This is a genomic window from Micromonospora sp. NPDC092111 (genome assembly GCF_044755745.1).
Taxonomy (GTDB): domain Bacteria; phylum Actinomycetota; class Actinomycetes; order Mycobacteriales; family Micromonosporaceae; genus Micromonospora.
On record NZ_JBIVRQ010000001.1, the window covers coordinates 825,980 to 843,290 of the forward strand.

Below are 17,311 nucleotides of genomic sequence, written 5' to 3' on the forward strand. Positions count from 1 at the left end.
GCCCGGACCGTCACACCCCCTTGGGATGCCAGACCGTCTTGGTCTCCAGCAGCCTGGTCATCCGGGTGAGGCCCGGGTCGGCGGTCCAGTCGTGGTCGGCCGGGGCCGGCCGGAGCACCCGCTTCAGGTTCTCCGCCGCCCTGACCTCCAGCTCGGCCGCCAGTTCGGCGTCGGCCACCCCGGTCAGGTCGACCGCGTTGACGTCCATGTGCGCGGCCAGCGCCGGCACCGTCTCGGTGATCTTGCCGGTGAGGATGTTGACCACCCCGCCGGGCAGGTCGGAGGTGGCCAGCACCTCGGCCAGGGTCACCGCCGCGAGCGGCGCCGACGGGGAGGCCGCCACCACCACCGTGTTGCCGGTGACGATCGCCGGGGCGATCACGCTGACCAGGCCGAGCAGCGCCGGCGCGTCGGGGGCCACCACGGCCACCACGCCGGTCGGTTCGGGCGCGGACAGGTTGAAGTACGGCCCGGCGACCGGGTTGGCGCCGCCGTACACCTGGGCCAGCTTGTCGGCCCAGCCGGCGTACCAGACCCAGCGGTCGATCGCCGCGTCCACCTCGGCGGCCGGTACGCCGAGGGCGACGAACTGCTCGCGGCGTCCCTCCAGCATCTCGGCCACCCGGTAGAGGATCTGACCCCGGTTGTACGCGGTCGCCCCGGCCCACCCCTTGACGGCGGCGCGGGCGGCGACGACGGCGTCCCGCGCGTCCTTGCGGGAGGCCAACGACACATTCGAGGACTGCACGAGATACGACCGTCCCGACTCGCTGCGCGGGAACTTCCCGCCGATGAAGAGCTTGTACGTCTTGCGTACCGCGACCCGCTCAGACATTGAGGTAGCCCTCCAGCCCGTGCCGGCCGCCCTCGCGGCCGTAGCCCGACTCCTTGTACCCGCCGAACGGCGAGGTCGGGTCGAACTTGTTGAACGTGTTGGCCCAGACCACCCCGGCGCGCAGCCGGTCGGCCATCCACAGGATCCGGGAGCCCTTGTCGGTCCAGATCCCGGCCGACAGCCCGTACGGCGTGTTGTTGGCCTTCTCCACGGCCTCGGCCGGGGTGCGGAAGGTCAGTACCGACAGCACCGGGCCGAAGATCTCCTCCCGGGCGATCCGGTGCGCCTGGGTGACCCCGGTGAAGATGGTCGGCGCGAACCAGAAGCCCCGGTCGGGCAGCTCGCACGGCGGCGACCAGCGCTCCGCCCCCTCGGCGGCACCGGCGTCCGACAGTTCGCGGATCCGGGCGAGCTGGGCGGCCGAGTTGATCGCCCCGATGTCGGTGTTCTTGTCCAGCGGGTCGCCGACCCGTAGCTGGGCCATCCGCCGCTTCAGCGACTCCAGCACCCGCTCGGCGACGTTCTCCTGGACCAGCAGCCGGGAGCCGGCGCAGCAGACGTGCCCCTGGTTGAAGAAGATGCCGTTGACGATCCCCTCGACCGCCTGGTCGATCGGGGCGTCGTCGAAGACGATGTTGGCGGCCTTGCCGCCCAGCTCCAGGGTGAGCTTCTTGCGGGTGCCGGCGACCGACCGGGCGATGGCCCGGCCGACGTCGGTGGAGCCGGTGAAGGCCACCTTGTCCACGCCGGCGTGTTCGACCAGGGCGCGGCCGGTGTCGCCGGCGCCGGTGACGATGTTGACCACACCGGCCGGCAGGTCGGCCTGCTGGCAGATCTCGGCGAAGAGCAGCGCGGTCAGCGGGGTGGTCTCGGCCGGCTTGAGCACCACCGTGTTGCCGGCGGCGAGCGCCGGGGCGATCTTCCAGGCCAGCATGAGCAGCGGGAAGTTCCACGGGATGACCTGCGCGGCCACGCCGAGCGGCGGCGGGTTCGCGCCGAAGCCGGCGTGACCCAGCTTGTCGGCCCAGCCGGCGTAGTAGAAGAAGTGCGCGGCGACAAGGGGCAGGTCGACGTCCCGGGACTCCTTGATCGGCTTGCCGTTGTCCAGCGACTCCAGCACGGCCAGTTCGCGCGAGCGCTCCTGGATGATCCGGGCGATCCGGAACAGGTACTTGGCCCGGTCCCGGCCCGGCATCGGACCCCACACCTTCTCGTACGCCGTGCGGGCGGCGCGGACCGCGCGGTCCACGTCCTCGGCGCCGGCCTCGGCGATCTCGGCGAGGACCTCCTCGGAGGCCGGGTTGACCGACTTGAAACTGCCACCGTCGGCCGGGTCGACGAACTTCCCGTCGACGAAGAGCCCGTACGAGGGCTGGAGGTCCACCACCGAGCGGGACTCGGGGGCGGGTGCGTATTCGAACATCGGCTCTCAGTCCAGGGTGAAGTAGTCGGGACCGGAGTAGACGCCGGTCGTCAGCTTGGTGCGCTGCATGAGCAGGTCGTTGAGCAGGCTGGACGCGCCGAACCGGAACCAGTCCGGGTCGAGCCAGTCCGGGCCGACGGTCTCGTTGACCATGACCAGGTACTTGATGGCGTCCTTGGTGTTCTTGATGCCGCCGGCCGGCTTCACGCCGACCTGCCGTCCGGTGGCGGCCCGGAAGTCGCGGACCGCCTCCAGCATCACCAGGGTCACCGGCAGGGTGGCCGCGACGGGGACCTTGCCGGTGGAGGTCTTGATGAAGTCACCGCCGGCCAGCATGGCCAGCCAGGAGGCCCGCCGGACGTTGTCGTAGGTGGCCAGCTCGCCGGTCTCCAGGATCACCTTCAGGTGGGCGTCCCCGCAGGCGTCCTTGGTGGCCACGATCTCGTCGTAGACCTCGGCGTACCGCCCGGCCAGGAAGGCGCCCCGGTTGATCACCATGTCGATCTCGTCGGCGCCGGCCGCGACGGCCGCCCGGGTGTCGGCGAGCTTGATCTCCAGCGGGGCCTGCCCGGACGGGAAGGCGGTCGCCACGCTGGCCAGGTGCACGCCGGAGCCGGCCAGCACCTCGGCCACGTGCGGGACCATCGCCGGGTAGACGCAGACCGCGCCGACGTGTGGGCAGGACGGGTCGGCCGGGTCGGGGCGCAGCGCCTTGGCGGCGAGCGCCCGCACCTTGCCGGGGGTGTCCGCGCCTTCGAGGGTGGTCAGGTCGACCATCCGGATGGCCAGGTCGATCGCCTGGGCCTTGGCGGTGGTCTTGATGGAGCGGGTGCCGAGCTGTGCCGCCCGCTGCTCCGCGCCGACCTGATCCACGCCCGGCAGGCCGTGCAGGAAGGTCCGCAGAGCGGTCTCGGATCGTCCCAGCTCGGAGAGGTCCGACCGGGCCGACGTCGTTGTCGCCGTCATGCCCCGAATACTACGCACCCGCGAGTCGAGTGATCTTGGTCACGGCAGGGGCGTCGGATGGCCCACACGTGAGCGGCGTCGCTGCGTACCCCGCACCCCGCACGGCCGTTGGGTGCCGACCGGTAGGTTGAGCGATCGTGGACGTACACGTCATTGACCATCCGCTCGCCCAGTCGCGGCTGACCGCCATGCGGGACGCCCGGACCGACTCGTCGTCGTTCCGGGCCGCGCTGCACGAACTCACCACCATGCTGGTGTACGAGGCCGCGCGCACCTTCCCGGTCGAGAGGTACCCGGTGCAGACGCCGGTGACCGGTACCGAGGGCACCCGGCTGGCCAACCCGCCGCTGCTGGTGCCGGTGCTGCGGGCCGGCCTCGGCATGGCCGACGCCGCGCTCGGCCTGCTGCCGGAGTCGTCGATGGGCTTCGTGGGTCTGGCCCGCGACGAACAGACGTACGAGCCGCGCGCGTACATGGAGTCGCTGCCCCGGGACCTGAGCGGTCTGCCGGTGCTGGTGCTCGACCCGATGCTGGCCACCGGCGGCTCGCTGGAGCACTGCTGCCGGCTGCTCGCCGACCGGGGCTGCACCGACATCACCGTGCTCTGCGTGCTGGCCGCGCCGGTGGGCATCGAGCGGCTGGCCCGGTCCGGGCTGCCGCTGCGCCTGGTCACCGCCTCGATCGACGAGGGGCTGAACGACCACATGTTCATCGTCCCGGGTCTCGGCGACGCCGGCGACCGGCAGTTCGGCGGCATGCCCCGGTTCTGACCGGTCCCCGCGAACGGGCGCGTTGGGGCGCGAGGCTCGCGCCCAACCGCTACCGTCTCGGGCCATGACTGGTGTTGCGCTCGCCGAAGAGCTGCTGCTGCTGGCGTACGACGACGAGACCGGCAAGGCGACCATGCCCCGGATCAGCCTGGACCTGGGGATGGCCGCCGCCGTCCTGGTCGAGCTGGCGCTGGCCGGCCGGATCGCGTACGCCGAGGGTTCCCTGGTGGTGACCGACCCGACGCCGGTCGGTGAGCCGATCATCGACGGGGTGCTGGGCCGGATGGCCGCCGACACCCCGCACAGCCCGTCCTCCTGGGTGCAGCGGCTGCGGCACGGCCTGCGCGACCGGATCCTCGGCGACCTGGTCGACCACGGCGTGGTGCGCGACGTCGAGGAGACCGAGCTGGGCTTCATCGTGGTGCACCGCTACCCGCTGGCGGACCCGACGGTGGAGCAGGACACCCGGCGGCGGCTGGCCGAGGCGCTGGCCGACGGGCAACTCCCCGACGAGCGGACCGCGGCGCTGGCCACCCTGGTGGCGGTGCTGCGGATGGAGCCGGCGCTCGGCCTGTCCGGCCCGGCCGCCGAGGACGCCCGCCGCCGGCTGGAGGAGATCGCCGGCGGGGCCGGCTTCTCCGGCAACGTCAGCCTGGACGACTCGGTGGTCCGCCCCTCGGTGGGCCTGGTGGTGGCGGCCCTCGGTCAGGCCGTCGACCAGGCCCTCGGCAAGCGCGTCTGACCCGACCACCCCCCACCGACGCCGTCGGCTCCGGCCCGGGTCCCGCTGCCGCGCGACCCGGGCCGGAGCCGCTCAGAGCCCCAGCGCGAGGGCGATCTCGGCCCGCAGCTCCGCCACCGCGGCCTGCGCGCGGGTGCGGGCCGCCGGCACGTCGCCGTCCGCGACCGGCTCCACCACCTCCAGGTACGCCTTGAGCTTCGGCTCGGTCCCCGACGGGCGGATCACCACCCGGGCGGCGGCGGTCCGCAGGATCACCACGTCGGAGGCGGGCAGCAGGTCCTGCGTCTCGGTGACCGGCGTGCCGAGCAGCGCCGTCGGGGTGGACGCCCGGATCCGGGCCATCGCGTCGGCGATCACCCGCAGGTCGTCCACCCGTACCGAGAGCTGGTCGGTGTGGTGCACCCCGAACTCGGCGGCCAACTCGTCCAGCCGGTCGGTGAGCGTGCGCCCCTGCGTCTTCAGGCCGGCGGCCAGCTCGGCGACGGTCAGCGCGGCGGTGATGCCGTCCTTGTCCCGGACCTGCTCCGGCGCCACGCAGTAGCCCAACGCCTCCTCGTAGCCGAAGACCAGCGGCTGCCGCCCGCCCCCGCCCCGGACGATCCACTTGAACCCGGTCAGCGTCTCGTCGTACGGCAGGCCCCGGGCCGCGCACATCGCCCGCAGCAGGGACGACGAGACGATCGTGGTGGCGTACAGGCCGTCGACGCCGCGCCGCATCAGGTGGTCGGCGAGGAGCACGCCCACCTCGTCCCCGCGCAGCATCCGCCAACCGGCGGCGCCGTCGCGGACGGCCACCGCGCAGCGGTCCGCGTCCGGATCGTTGGCGATCGCCAGGTCCGCGCCGGTCCGGTCGGCGAGCGCCACCAGCCGGTCCACCGCGCCCGGCTCCTCCGGGTTGGGGAAGCTGACCGTCGGGAAGTCCGGGTCCGGCTCCGCCTGGTCGGGCACCACGCCGGGGACCGGGAAGCCGGCCCGGGCGAAGGCGGCCGTCAGCACCGCCGCGCCCACCCCGTGCAGCGGGGTGTACGCCACCTTCAGGTCGCGTGGCGCGTCCGGCGCGACCACCCCGGCGGCCTGCTCGACGTACGCGGCGACCAGGTCGTCACCGAGCACCTGGCCGGCCGGACCGAGCGGGAGCTGGGCCAGCGACCCGACCGCCCGGATGGCCGCCTCGATGCCCGCGTCGGCCGGCGGCACGATCTGCGCGCCCGCGCCGAGCGTCCCGCCGAGCTGAGCGCCCAGGTAGACCTTGTAGCCGTTGTCCTGCGGCGGGTTGTGGCTGGCGGTCACCATCACCCCGGCGACCGCGCCCAGGTGCCGGACCGCGTACGCCAGCACCGGGGTGGGCAGCGGGCGGGGCAGCAGCAGCGCCGGCCGGCCGGCCCCGGTGGCCACCTGGGCGGTGCGCTCGGCGAACGCCCGCGAGCCGTGCCGGGCGTCGTACCCGATCACCAGCGGACCCTCGCCGCCCTCGGCGGCGAGCCAGCCGACCAGCCCGGCCGCCGCCCGGGTGACCACCGCGAGGTTCATCCCGTTCGGGCCGGCGCGCAGCGGGCCCCGCAACCCGGCGGTGCCGAAGGTCAGCGGCCCGGCGAACCGGTCGGCCAGCTCGGGCGCGCTGGCCGGCAGCCGGTCGAGCACCGCCAGCAGCTCGTCCCGGCTGGCCGGGTCGGGGTCGTCGTCGAGCCAGCGTCGAGCCTGCTCGCGCATGTGGTCAAGGTCAGTGGTTTCCGCCGCCATTGCCTCTTGATAGCACGGCGGCGGATCACCGCGTCCCGTCGGGCCGGTTCAGCCCGCCGCCGTGAGCTGGAACGACTTCACCATCTCGTCGAAGATCGGCTTGCTCTCGGCGAACTTGGTGTCGGTGGCGGAGAGGTAGAACGAGTAGATCCGGCCCTCGTGGACCACCCCCCGCCACACCCCGTGCCGCATGGTGTCGCCCTCGCCGCAGGTGTACTCCAGCTCGGCGGCCGGCTCGCCGGCGAGCGTCTGCTCGGTGATCCCGAGCTGCTGGTACGGCTTGAGGCAGGACTTGGAGCGGGTACGCAGGCCGTCCCCGGCCACCTCGGCCCAGCGGACCGAGCTGCTGCCGCCCTTCTCGACCAGGATCCGGACCTTGCGGGTGTCGTCCTCGGGGTCGATGTAGTCGACCCAGTCGCCGGCGCTCTTGCGGGCCCAGCCCTTCGGCACGTTGACCTGGACACCCTTGGCGTTGTGCTGCTGCATCTCCGGCAGGTCGCCACCGGCGGCCGGCGCGCTCGGCCCGGCCTGCGGGGGAGGGGTCGGATCGTCGCCGCCGCCGAAGAGGGCGACCGCGCCGATCAGCAGCACCACCGCCAGGCCGCCGGCCGCGGCGAGCTGGACCTTGCGCGGCCAGCGCTTCACCGTGCCGACGAGCTGGGCGCCGGCGCCCTTCACCCCGCCGCCCGTCCCGCCCGGCGTGGGGGCCGGTGCGGTCCACGACTGGCCGGTGCCGGGGACGGACCACTGCCCGCCGCCGTACACCGGCTGGGTCGCGTCCGGCGCGCCGCCGTACACCCGCTGGGTGGCGTCCGCGCCGCCGATCTGCTGGGTGGCGTCGGCGGTGCCCCCGGCGGCGATCCGCTGGGTGGCGTCCGGGGTGATCCGCTGGGTGGCCTCCGGTGCTCCGCCGTACGTCCGGCCGGCCGGGCGGGCCGGCGGCGCGCCGGCGGTGGGCCCGGCCGGCGTCGGCATCGCGCCGGTCGGGGTGTGCAGCGGGCCGGCGAGCGCGTCGGCGCTGGTGTCGTCGAGCCCGGCGGCGGGGGCGACGGCCGGCTTCGGCCGGTCACCCCGGCGCAGCTTGGCCAGCCGGTCGGTCAGCGACTCACCCGGGCCGAGCATCGCCCGGCCGCCGATCTGCCCGCTCGGCTTCGGCTCGGCCGGCGCGGCCGGGGCCGGCGGCGCCGACGGGCGCTGCACCGGCACCACCGCGTACGGGTCGGTGACCGAGTTGACCGCGGTCGCGGTGCTGGTCAACGGCCCGGCGAGCAGTTCGCGGAGCATCGCCCGGGCGGTGTGCACGTCCAGCCGGCGGGCCGGGTCCTTCTCCAGCAGGCCCATCAGCACCCGGGTGAGCGGGCCGCTGCGCTGCGGGGTGGCCGGCGGGTCCTCGACCACCGCGTGCATGGTCTCGATCGGGTCACCCTTGTCGAACGGGGGTCGACCCTCGACCGCCGTGTAGAGGGTCACGCCGAGCGAGAAGAGGTCGCTGGGCGGCCCGAAATCCTGCCCCATGGCCCGCTCGGGGGAGATGAAGTGCGGCGAGCCGAGCACCATCCCGGGCGTGGTGAGCTGGACGTCGGTCGGCATCCGCGCCACCCCGAAGTCGGTCAGCACGCACCGGCCGTCGGTGCAGATCAGCACGTTGGCCGGCTTGACGTCGCGGTGCAGCACGCCGTTGGCGTGCGCCACCTCCAGGGCGCCGAGCAGCGCGATACCGATCTTGGCGACCGCGCGCGGGGCCACCGGACCGTCCTCGATCACCATGTCGGCGAGGCTGCGGGCGTCCAGCAGCTCCATCACGATCCACGGCCGGCCGCTCTCGGTGACCACGTCGTACACCTGGACCACGGCCGGGTGCTGGATCGCGGCGGCGGCGCGGGCCTCGCGCAGGGTGCGTTCGTACATGGCGTCCCGGTCGCTGGGGGCCAGCCCCGGCGGGAGGACCACCTCCTTGACCGCCACGTCACGCCGCAGCAGGGTGTCTGTCGCACGCCAGACCGTGCCCATGCCGCCGTTGCCCACCGCGGAACGCAGCGAGTAGCGCCCACCGATGGTGGTGCCGGGTGCCGCGCGTCCGTTGGGGGGACTCACTGGTCCGCCGCTCCACGTCGGGATCTGAGTCACAGAAAAGCCACCGGGGAAGTCGAGGGGGCTGGGACACAACATCTCTATCTTGCTGGTTCCGACGCCCGATGCGAAACCCGACGCGGCGTACCTTTGTCGTACCCGACGGTACGCACCCGCACACCCGACGGTACGTACCCGGTCGTTCACCTGCCGTCGAACCCGCTCCGACACGGGGTGTGCGCTATCCCTCACCCCATCGATGCGGCCGGGCGTCCTACCATCCGTGGATGAGCGAAGTGCGGGCGAGCGAGTCGGGGTTCCCCATCAAGGGCGTCTACACCGCTGCGGACCTTCCGCAGGACCTGGACCCCCGGCTGGGCGGGCCGGGTGAGTACCCGTACACCCGTGGGGTCTACCCCACGATGTACACCTCCCGTCCGTGGACGATGCGGCAGTACGCCGGCTTCGGCACCGCCACCGAGTCCAACGCGCGCTACCACCAGCTCCTGCGGGCCGGCACGATGGGCCTCTCGGTCGCCTTCGACCTGCCCACCCAGATGGGCTACGACTCGGACGACCCGATCGCGCACGGCGAGGTCGGCAAGGTGGGCGTGGCGATCGACTCCATCGAGGACATGCGGCTGCTCTTCGCCGGCATCCCGCTGGACAAGGTCTCCACCTCGATGACCATCAACGCGCCCGGCTCGGTGCTGCTGCTGCTCTACCAGCTCGTCGCCGAGGAGAACGGGGTGCCGGGCGCCGCGCTCAGCGGCACCATCCAGAACGACATCCTCAAGGAGTACATCGCCCGGGGGACGTACATCTTCCCGCCGAAGCCGTCGCTGCGGCTGGTGGCCGACACCTTCGCGTACTGCCGCAAGGAGGTGCCGAAGTGGAACACCATCTCCATCTCCGGCTACCACATGGCCGAGGCCGGCGCGTCGCCCGCGCAGGAGATCGCGTTCACCCTGGCCAACGGCGTGGAGTACGTCCGGGCCGCGCTGGCGGCCGGGCTGGCCGTGGACGACTTCGCGCCCCGGCTGTCGTTCTTCTTCGTGGCCCGGACGACCCTGCTGGAGGAGGTCGCGAAGTTCCGCGCCGCCCGCCGGATCTGGGCCCGGCTGATGCGTGACGACTTCGGCGCGAAGGACCCGAAGTCGATGATGCTGCGGTTCCACACCCAGACCGCGGGGGTGCAGCTCACCGCCCAGCAGCCGGAGGTGAACCTGGTCCGGGTGGCGATCCAGGGCCTCGGCGCGGTGCTCGGCGGCACCCAGTCGCTGCACACCAACAGCTTCGACGAGGCGATCGCGCTGCCGACGGAGAAGGCCGCCCGGCTGGCGCTGCGCACCCAGCAGGTGCTCGCGTACGAGACGGACCTCACCGCCACCGTCGACCCGTTCGCCGGGTCGTACGTGGTGGAGGCGATGACCGCCGAGATCGAGGCGGCGGCGAACGAGCTGATGGACCGGGTCTTCGACCACGGCTCGGCGGTGGACGCGATCGAGGCCGGCTTCCAGAAGCGGGAGATCGAGCAGTCGGCGTACCGGATCGCCCAGCAGATCGACGCGGGCGAGCGGGTGGTGGTCGGGCTGAACCGGTTCCAGGTCGACACCGAGGAGCCGTACGAGCCGCTGCGGGTGGACCCGACCATCGAGGCGGCCCAGGCGGAGCGGCTGGCCACGCTCCGCGCGGAACGGGACGCCGGTGCCGTCGAGCGGGCCCTCGCCGAGTTGCGTACCGCCGCCGAGGGCGACGAGAACCTGCTCTACCCGATGCGCGAGGCGCTGCGCGCCCGGGCCACCGTGGGCGAGGTCTGCGGGACGCTGCGCCAGGTCTGGGGGACGTACCGCCCGAGCGACCGGTTCTGACCGGTGCCGCCGGTGGACGGCGGACGACCTCCCGGCGATCCCGCGCCCGCGTTCCGACGCCGGCAGGGGTCGCCGTCGTCGTACCGTCGGGGGTGTTAGGGGTCGCCGGTCGGCCGACTGCGGAGTTACCGTCGGTGACACGCTCCTGGTGCGCGGCCAGTCGAGCCGTCCGGGCGGCGTGGGGCCTGCGGGCGGGGCGTGTGCCCCCGGGGTTCCTGGGTAAACCCGAACGGGTGAACGGGACGGACAGGATGTCCGGGCGGGTGCGGGGCCATCGTGTCACCGTCGGGAGTCGCCCGGCTGCCGAGTGTCGTCGGCTAATTGTCCGAGCGGCGGTTCACAGCGGCGACTAATGCGACAATTCGGAACGACGGCCCCGGACCGACACCGATTTCGCGACCGCCGAATCGGTTACGCGTTGTAGGAGGTGGGGGGCAGATGACGGCGTTCGACCGCGATCTACCTGCTGTCCCGCAGATATTCGAGCCCTCTCACCAGGGCTTACGTGACGCTGTGCGGTCCGACCACTACCGTAACGAGGTTGCGCAGCGTCACCGTCGGAGGTCTAGGCTGTCTGCTGTCCTCCCCGATGATCCATCCATTCCTAGTGATCGAGAATTCGACGTGACGAGTGCGTTGACGCTGCCCAACGGCAGCCCGCTGGCGTCGTCCTGGCCGGAGGCGCCGTCCGGATCCCAGCCCCTGCCCCATGATCTGGATCATCTGCTCGCGCTGCGGGTACCCGGCCTGATCGCCACCCGCCGGCACCTCCACTCCCACCCGGAGCTCTCCGGCGAGGAGTTCGAGACGGCGGCGCTGATCGCCCGGGAACTCACCATGGCCGGTCTGCACCCGCGGCTGCTGCCCAAGGGCAACGGGGTGGTCTGCGACATCGACGGGCGGCCCGACGGCCCGGTCATCGCGCTCCGCGCCGACATCGACGCGTTGCCGCTGACCGACCTGAAGGAGGTCTCCTACCGGTCCACCGTGGAGGGCGTCTGCCACGCCTGCGGCCACGACGTGCACACCACGGTGATGCTCGGCGTCGGCATGCTGCTGGCCCAGCTCGCCGACGCCGGCCAGCTCGACGGGCGGGTCCGGCTGATCTTCCAGCCGGCGGAGGAGATCCTGCCCTGCGGCTCGCTGGAGGTCATCGAGGCCGGCGGCCTGGAGGACGTGGTCCAGATCTTCGCGGTGCACTGCGACCCCAGCCAGCCGGTCGGCAAGGTCGGGCTGCGGGTCGGCCCGATCACCGCGGCGGCCGACAACGTCACCGTACGACTCACCGGGCCGGGCGGGCACACCGCCCGTCCGCACCTGACCGTCGACCTGGTCGACGCGCTCGGCCGGCTGGTCACCGAGGTGCCGGCCCTGGTCAACCGCCGGGTGCCGGCCAACAGCGGGCTGCTGCTGGTGTTCGGTCACGCCTCGGCCGGCACCCGGTACAACGTCATCCCCTCCGAGGCGTCGGCCGCCGGCACCCTGCGGGTGATGGACCGCGACACCTGGGAGCAGGCCCCCAAGATCGTCGCTCAGGTCGTCCGGGACGTCATCGCGCCCACCGGCGCCACGGTCGACCTGGAGTACCTGCGGGGCCGTCCGCCGGTGAGCAACGACGCCCGCGCCATCGGCATCCTCACCGCCGCCACCGCCGCGGCGCTCGGCCCCGAGGGGATCGCCGAGACGCCACAGAGCATGGGCGGCGAGGACTTCTCCTGGTACCTCGAACACGTCCCCGGCGCGCTGGCCCGGCTCGGCGTCGGCCGCTCCGGACCCAACGTGGACCTGCACCGGGCGTCGTTCGACGTCGACGAGCGGGCCATCCCCGTCGGGGTGCGGCTCATGGTGCAGACCGCGTTGCGGGCACTGGCGGCGGTCCGGTAGGAGTCGGCGGGTGGCCCCCGCCGACCGGCCCGACCGGCGGCGCGGGCCGCCGCCGACGCCGGCGCAGCACCGCGACGAGCACCACCACCGGTACGCCGAACACCAGCAGCCACGGCAGCAGCGCCCCGAGCACGGTGAGCAGCACGCTCATCGAGGCGAGGAAGACCTTCCAGCCACCCCGCAGGCCGACCATGAACCCGGTCCGGTCCTCCTCCTCGTCGGCCGTCGAGGCGTCCCGCCCGACGAAGGTCACCGTGATGGTGGAGAGGGCGGTCAGGTCGGCCAGCCGCCGCTTCTTCGCCTCCAGCGAGGCCAGGTCCGCCTCCCGCCGGGCCACCTCGCTCTCCAGCGAGACCAGCTCGCTGACCGAGGTGGCCCGGGCCAGCAGCTTGCGGGCGCTGTCCACCCGGGCCCGCTGGGTCGTGATCCGGGCGTCCAGGTCGACGGTCTCCTCGGTGACGTCCTGGGTCCGTACCTCGCGGCGCTGCTGCCGCCCGTAGCCGGCCAGCTCGTCGACGATCGCGGTGAACCGCGCCGCCGGCACCCGCAGTTCCAGCTCCGCCTGGGCGGCGGCGTCGACACTGCGCCGCTGGTCCCCGCCGACGAACCCACCGGCGGCGGTGACCGTGGCGACGGCCCGGCGGGCCGCACCCTCCACGTCGTCCACCTGCACCCGCATCGTTCCGGTGTAGACGATCGCCCGCTGGTCGACCCGCAGGTCCGGCGCGCCCGCGCCGGCCTGCCCCGGCGCCGCCTCGCCGGCCTGCGGGGCACCGCCGGCCACCTTGGCGGGCGGTGCCGCCGCCGAGTCGGCCGACCCGCTGGACCGGTCGGCCGCCCCGCACCCGGCCAGCAGCAGCGCCGCCAACCCGATCGCCGTCAGGGCACCTGCCCGGCCACCCGCTGTCCTCAGTGTCATCCCCGCTCCCCTCGTCGTCGCCCCGGCTTCCGAGGCGATAGCTCGGACGCGCCGCGCCGTCACGCCGGTTCCGGCAGACTGCGCTCAGGACGTCACGATTCGGTATTCGAGGAGTCACGATGCAGCTCACCAAGTACACCCACTCCTGCCTACGGATCGAACGCGACGGCGCGGTGCTGGTCGTCGACCCGGGCGGATTCAGCGAACCGGAGGCGCTGGACGGGGCGGACGCGGTGCTGGTCACCCACGAACATCCCGACCACCTCGACGTCGCCGCGCTCACCCGGAGGCTGGAGAAGAGCCCGATCCCGGTGTACGGGCCGGCCGCGCTCGGGGGTGTCCTCGGCGACGCGGCGGAGGCGCTGACCCCGGTCGGACCGGGCGACACGTTCACCGCCGCCGGTGTCCCGGTGCGCGCCGTCGGCGGCCGGCACGCCGTCATCCACCCGGACATCCCGGTGGTGGAGAACGTCGGTTACCTGCTCGACGGGACGGTCTACCACCCCGGCGACGCGCTCTTCGTCCCCGACGGCGTCGAGGTGGAGACGCTCTTCGCCCCGATCCACGCCCCCTGGTCGAAGTTCTCCGAGGTGGTCGACTTCATCCGGGCGGTCGCCCCCCGCCGCGCGTACGCCCTGCACGACGCGCTGCTCAACGCCAACGGGTACGGCGTGCTCGACCGGCAGTACACCGCGCTGGCCCGCACCGACTACCAGCGGCTGGAGCCGGGCAGCCGGATCGACGCCTGAGCCGTGACCGACGAGGAGCCCGAGCTGGTCCGGCAGCTCTACCGCAGCCCGCCCGACCGGTTCGTCGCCGCCCGGGACGCGGCCGTCGCGGCGGCCCGCCGGGCCGGGGACCCCGCCGGCGCCCGGCAGCTCGCCCGGCTGAAACGGCCCACCGTGGCGGCCTGGCTGGTCAACCTGCTCGCCCTGGAACGTCCCGACCTGGTCGCCGACCTCGGCCCGCTCGCCGAGGCGCTGCGCACCGCCCAGCGCGACCTCAAGGGGGCCCGGCTGCGGGAACTCTCCGCCCAACGGCGGGCGGTGGTGGCCGCGCTGGTCGCCGAGGTGCGCCGGATCGCCGTCGACACCCCGGACGCGCCGCCCGCCGCCCGGCTGCCGCTGGCCGAGGTCGAGGCCACCCTGAACGCGGCGCTCGCCGACGCCGACGTGGCCGCGCAGGTGCGCGCCGGGCGGCTGCTCAAGGCCGTCCACTACGCCGGCTTCGGCGAGGTGCCCCGCCCGCAACTGCGGCTGGTCACCGGCGGCGGCGCGGAGGCTGCCCCGGTACCCGACCGGGCGGACGAGCGGGCCGGGGCGCGACGGGCCCACGACGAGCGGGCGGCGGCCCAGGCCGCCCGGGTCGAACGGGCGAGGCGGCGGCGGGCGCTGGACCGGGAGTTGGCGGCGGCGCGGACCGCGCAGCGGCAGGCGGAGCGGGAGCTGGACGGCGCGGTCGGCGCCGAACGGGACGGTGCCGCCACCCTCGATCGGATCGAGGTCGAACTGGCCGAACTGGAGCGTCGCCGGGCCGCCGCCGAGCAGGAGCTGAGCCGGTCCAAACTGGCCCGCCGGGCCGCCGAGCGGTCGCTCACCGCCGCCCGCCGCCGCACCGGCGAGGTCGAGGGCGCGATCGAGGCGGTCGACGCCGAAGAGGGGGATGCCGCCAGGGGCGACGGCGGGGCAGACTGAGCACGATGGATGCGTGCGGCGGGCGGTCGGGATGACACCGGAACAGGTCGCGGCCGGCAGCAAACCCGCCGTGCTGGAGCTGGGCGAGGCGTTCGGCCGGTGCCCCGGCACGCTGCGCCGGGCCCGGCTGCTCGGCATCCCCGGCTGGGCGTTCTACGTCGCCGGGCGGGCCGGCGCGTTGGGCGACGTCCGCGCCGAGACGGTCGCCGCCGCGCTCGGCTTCCTCGCCCCGGAGGCGGTCGCCGACGGGTGGGAGGCCGCCGTCCGGGTGGTCCGGCCGCTGGAGGTGGCCACCGCCAACCTGGCCGAGTGCTGCCGGTGGGGCGCCCAGCACCTGGACGACCTGCCCGGCACGCCCCGGCTGACCGTCCTGCTGGAGCGGGTGGTGGCCGCCGCCGACGCGACCGGCATGCCGCTCTTCGCCGCCTGGCGGGCCATGCCGCTGCCCGAGCACGCCGCCGGGGCCCGCGCCGCCGTGGCGCTGCTGCTGCTCCGCGAGCACTTCACCGGGGCGTACCTGCTGGCCGTCCGGGCCGCCGGGTTGACCCCGCTGGAGGCGGTGCTGGCCGGGCCGGAGGGGGAGGCCGGGGCGGCGGCGTGCGGGTGGTCCCCGCCGTACCCGCCGGTCGGGCCGCTGGTGCGGCGACGGCTCTGGGCCGAGGCGGTCACCGACCGGCTGGCCTCGGCCGGGTTCCGGGAGCTGCGGCCGGGGGAGGGCGGGGAGCTGATCGAGCTGCTCACCGACACCCGGGCCCGGGTGGGCGCCCCGGCCCGCCGCTAGGCTTTCCGCGGCCCGCCCCGGCCGCCACCCCGGGCCGGCACCCGGCGGGCGGAAAATCAGCGGCGTCCTTCGCGGCCGGCTGCCAGGATCTGCGGCGTGACGCTCCCCGCCGGCTGGACCGCCCGCCGCCCCCGCCTCGACGACGTCCCCGCGCTGCTGGCCGTGGTGCACGCCGCCGACACGTTCGCCCTCGGCCACCCCGACTTCGACGCCGAGGACGTGCACGCGGCGCTGACCGCGCCCTTCTTCGACCCGGCGCGCGACTCCTGGCTGGTCACCGATCCCGACGGCCGGGTCGTCGGATGGACGCTGGTGGACAACCCGACCGGGGTGGGCCGCGAGTTCGTCGAGGTGTATGTCGACCCGGAGCGGGCCGAGGCGGTACGCGCCGCGCTGCTCGACCGGATGCTGGACCGGGTCGCCGAGCGGGCCGCCGAGCGCGGCCTGCCCGCGTTGACCGCCCGCGCCGCCGCCTTCGCCCCGGAGAGCCGGTGGGCGGCGGAGCTGACCACGGCCGGCTTCACCCGGGTCAAGCGGTACGTGCGGATGAGCCGGTCGCTGGCCGACCTGCCCGCCGAGCCGCCGCCCCCGCCCGGGGTGACCGTCCGCCCGCTGCGCGCCGGTGACGACACGGACCTGCGCCTGTTCCACCGGATCTTCGACACCGCCTTCCGGGACACCCCGGACTACGAGCCGGTCGGCTTCGACGGCTGGCGGGAGCAGCTACCCGGCTCCGCCCGGCGCTGGGACGAGTGGTTCGTCGCCGAGGTCGACGGGGAGCCGGCCGGCGCGCTCCAGTCCTCCGACCAGGCGTTGGAGCAGGACATGGGCTGGGTACGCACGCTCTCGGTGCTGCCGGGCCACCGGCGGCGCGGGGTGGGCGCCGCGCTGCTGCGGCGGGCCTTCGCGGTGTACGCGGCGAAGGGCCGCGCCCACGCCGGGCTCGGCGTGGACCTGGCCAACCCCACCACGCCGGTCACCCTCTACCGCTCGGTGGGGCTGCGCGAGCGGCGCTGGACCGACATGTACGAGCGGAGCGTGCCGGCCGCCGGTGTGTGATGCACGACGCCCGGCGGGGTCGCCGCCGGGCGGCACCGGCCCCGGTAGCAGACTGGACGGGTGCGATACGCGCTACGCCGACGCGGTGCCGGTGGGGCGGGACCGCAGCTCGGAGACGTAGTCGTCCGGCGCGCCCGCCTTCTCGGCCGCGTTCGCGATCTCCGACAGGTACCAGGAGGTCGGCAGCCCGCCCTCGTAGCCGTCGAAGACGTACACCCAGGCGGTGACGTCCCCGGCCAGCGCCGAGACGCGGACGGTGAGCTTGCGGTACGTCCCGGAGGTCACGCCCTCGATCTCGTCGAGCTGCGCGGCGTCGTACGGGTGGATGTCGTACAGCGCCACGAAGACCCGGTCGCCCGGGGACTCCACGACGGTGCTGACCGAGCCCTCCCAGCCGATCACGTCCTCGCCCGCGAAGGTCAGCCGCCACCCCTCCAGCCAGCCGACGCCCACCATCGGCGAATGCGGACAGTAGGCGCGCATCCGGGCGGGGTCCAGGTTTGAGCCGTAGGCCGCGTAGTGACGCACGGCGATGACGATAGCCCGGCGGACGGGTG

15 protein-coding genes are annotated in these 17,311 nt (G+C 74.2%); 8 read left to right on the forward strand and 7 right to left on the reverse strand.

Annotation, left to right across the window (positions count from 1 at the left end; translation table 11 throughout):
- Positions 1 to 10: 10 nt before the first annotated feature.
- The 3 genes from ACIQG9_RS03410 to deoC are packed head-to-tail and all read right to left on the reverse strand — an operon-like array spanning position 11 to position 3,224.
- A complete protein-coding gene (locus ACIQG9_RS03410; protein ID WP_400398008.1) occupies positions 11 to 835 on the reverse strand; it encodes an aldehyde dehydrogenase family protein in 825 nt (274 codons plus the stop codon).
- The gene (locus ACIQG9_RS03415) at positions 828 to 2,258 is read right to left on the reverse strand and encodes an aldehyde dehydrogenase family protein (RefSeq protein WP_400398010.1); all 1,431 of its coding nucleotides are present in this window, start codon (positions 2,256 to 2,258) and stop codon (positions 828 to 830) included. Before ACIQG9_RS03415 ends, ACIQG9_RS03410 begins: the two co-directional genes overlap by 8 nt.
- Positions 2,259 to 2,264: 6 nt before the next feature.
- Positions 2,265 to 3,224 carry a deoxyribose-phosphate aldolase gene (gene deoC, locus ACIQG9_RS03420; RefSeq protein ID WP_400398012.1) on the reverse strand — a complete coding sequence of 320 codons (960 nt, stop codon included), beginning with the start codon at positions 3,222 to 3,224 and terminating at the stop codon, positions 2,265 to 2,267.
- Positions 3,225 to 3,361: 137 nt separating this feature from the next.
- Between deoC and upp the strand changes: the two genes are divergently transcribed.
- Together upp and ACIQG9_RS03430 are read left to right on the forward strand one after the other, a co-directional pair.
- Positions 3,362 to 3,994 (forward strand): uracil phosphoribosyltransferase, encoded by a 633-nt coding sequence (gene upp / locus ACIQG9_RS03425; protein WP_400398014.1) that lies wholly within the window; start codon positions 3,362 to 3,364, stop codon positions 3,992 to 3,994.
- Between the two features lie 64 nt (positions 3,995 to 4,058).
- Entirely contained in the window at positions 4,059 to 4,736 is a 678-nt protein-coding gene (locus ACIQG9_RS03430) for a GPP34 family phosphoprotein (RefSeq protein WP_400398016.1), read from the forward strand.
- 72 nt (positions 4,737 to 4,808) lie between these two features.
- On the opposite strand, the gene ACIQG9_RS03435 is transcribed toward ACIQG9_RS03430, so the two are convergent.
- Together ACIQG9_RS03435 and ACIQG9_RS03440 are read right to left on the reverse strand one after the other, a co-directional pair.
- The gene (locus tag ACIQG9_RS03435) at positions 4,809 to 6,476 is read right to left on the reverse strand and encodes a phospho-sugar mutase (protein WP_400398018.1); all 1,668 of its coding nucleotides are present in this window, start codon (positions 6,474 to 6,476) and stop codon (positions 4,809 to 4,811) included.
- 48 nt (positions 6,477 to 6,524) lie between these two features.
- Positions 6,525 to 8,603 carry a protein kinase gene (locus ACIQG9_RS03440; protein WP_400398020.1) on the reverse strand — a complete coding sequence of 693 codons (2,079 nt, stop codon included), beginning with the start codon at positions 8,601 to 8,603 and terminating at the stop codon, positions 6,525 to 6,527.
- A gap of 230 nt (positions 8,604 to 8,833) precedes the next feature.
- Between ACIQG9_RS03440 and ACIQG9_RS03445 the strand changes: the two genes are divergently transcribed.
- The gene (locus ACIQG9_RS03445; protein WP_400398022.1) at positions 8,834 to 10,417 is read left to right on the forward strand and encodes a methylmalonyl-CoA mutase; all 1,584 of its coding nucleotides are present in this window, start codon (positions 8,834 to 8,836) and stop codon (positions 10,415 to 10,417) included.
- 624 nt (positions 10,418 to 11,041) lie between these two features.
- A complete protein-coding gene (locus ACIQG9_RS03450; RefSeq protein ID WP_400398024.1) occupies positions 11,042 to 12,301 on the forward strand; it encodes an amidohydrolase in 1,260 nt (419 codons plus the stop codon).
- Here the strand turns inward: ACIQG9_RS03450 and ACIQG9_RS03455 are convergent.
- Positions 12,258 to 13,220, reverse strand: a complete 963-nt coding sequence (locus ACIQG9_RS03455) for a DUF4349 domain-containing protein (RefSeq protein WP_400398026.1) — start codon at positions 13,218 to 13,220, stop codon at positions 12,258 to 12,260. The two genes, ACIQG9_RS03450 and ACIQG9_RS03455, sit on opposite strands and share 44 nt — an antisense overlap.
- Before the next feature lie 119 nt (positions 13,221 to 13,339).
- Here ACIQG9_RS03455 and ACIQG9_RS03460 point away from each other — a divergent pair, with 119 nt between their 5' ends.
- The 4 genes from ACIQG9_RS03460 to ACIQG9_RS03475 all read left to right on the forward strand — a co-directional run bounded on the left by ACIQG9_RS03460 (position 13,340) and on the right by ACIQG9_RS03475 (position 16,754).
- Positions 13,340 to 13,969 (forward strand): MBL fold metallo-hydrolase, encoded by a 630-nt coding sequence (locus ACIQG9_RS03460; RefSeq protein WP_400398028.1) that lies wholly within the window; start codon positions 13,340 to 13,342, stop codon positions 13,967 to 13,969.
- A 3-nt stretch (positions 13,970 to 13,972) separates the two neighbouring features.
- On the forward strand, positions 13,973 to 14,914 hold the full coding sequence (locus ACIQG9_RS03465) for a hypothetical protein (RefSeq protein WP_400398030.1): 942 nt from the start codon (positions 13,973 to 13,975) through the stop codon (positions 14,912 to 14,914).
- 31 nt (positions 14,915 to 14,945) lie between these two features.
- Positions 14,946 to 15,695, forward strand: a complete 750-nt coding sequence (locus ACIQG9_RS03470; protein WP_400398778.1) for a hypothetical protein — start codon at positions 14,946 to 14,948, stop codon at positions 15,693 to 15,695.
- A 96-nt stretch (positions 15,696 to 15,791) separates the two neighbouring features.
- On the forward strand, positions 15,792 to 16,754 hold the full coding sequence (locus tag ACIQG9_RS03475; protein ID WP_400398032.1) for a GNAT family N-acetyltransferase: 963 nt from the start codon (positions 15,792 to 15,794) through the stop codon (positions 16,752 to 16,754).
- A gap of 72 nt (positions 16,755 to 16,826) precedes the next feature.
- Here ACIQG9_RS03475 and ACIQG9_RS03480 read toward each other — a convergent pair whose 3' ends face one another.
- Positions 16,827 to 17,282 (reverse strand): gamma-glutamylcyclotransferase, encoded by a 456-nt coding sequence (locus tag ACIQG9_RS03480; RefSeq protein ID WP_400398034.1) that lies wholly within the window; start codon positions 17,280 to 17,282, stop codon positions 16,827 to 16,829.
- Positions 17,283 to 17,311 lie beyond the last annotated feature (29 nt).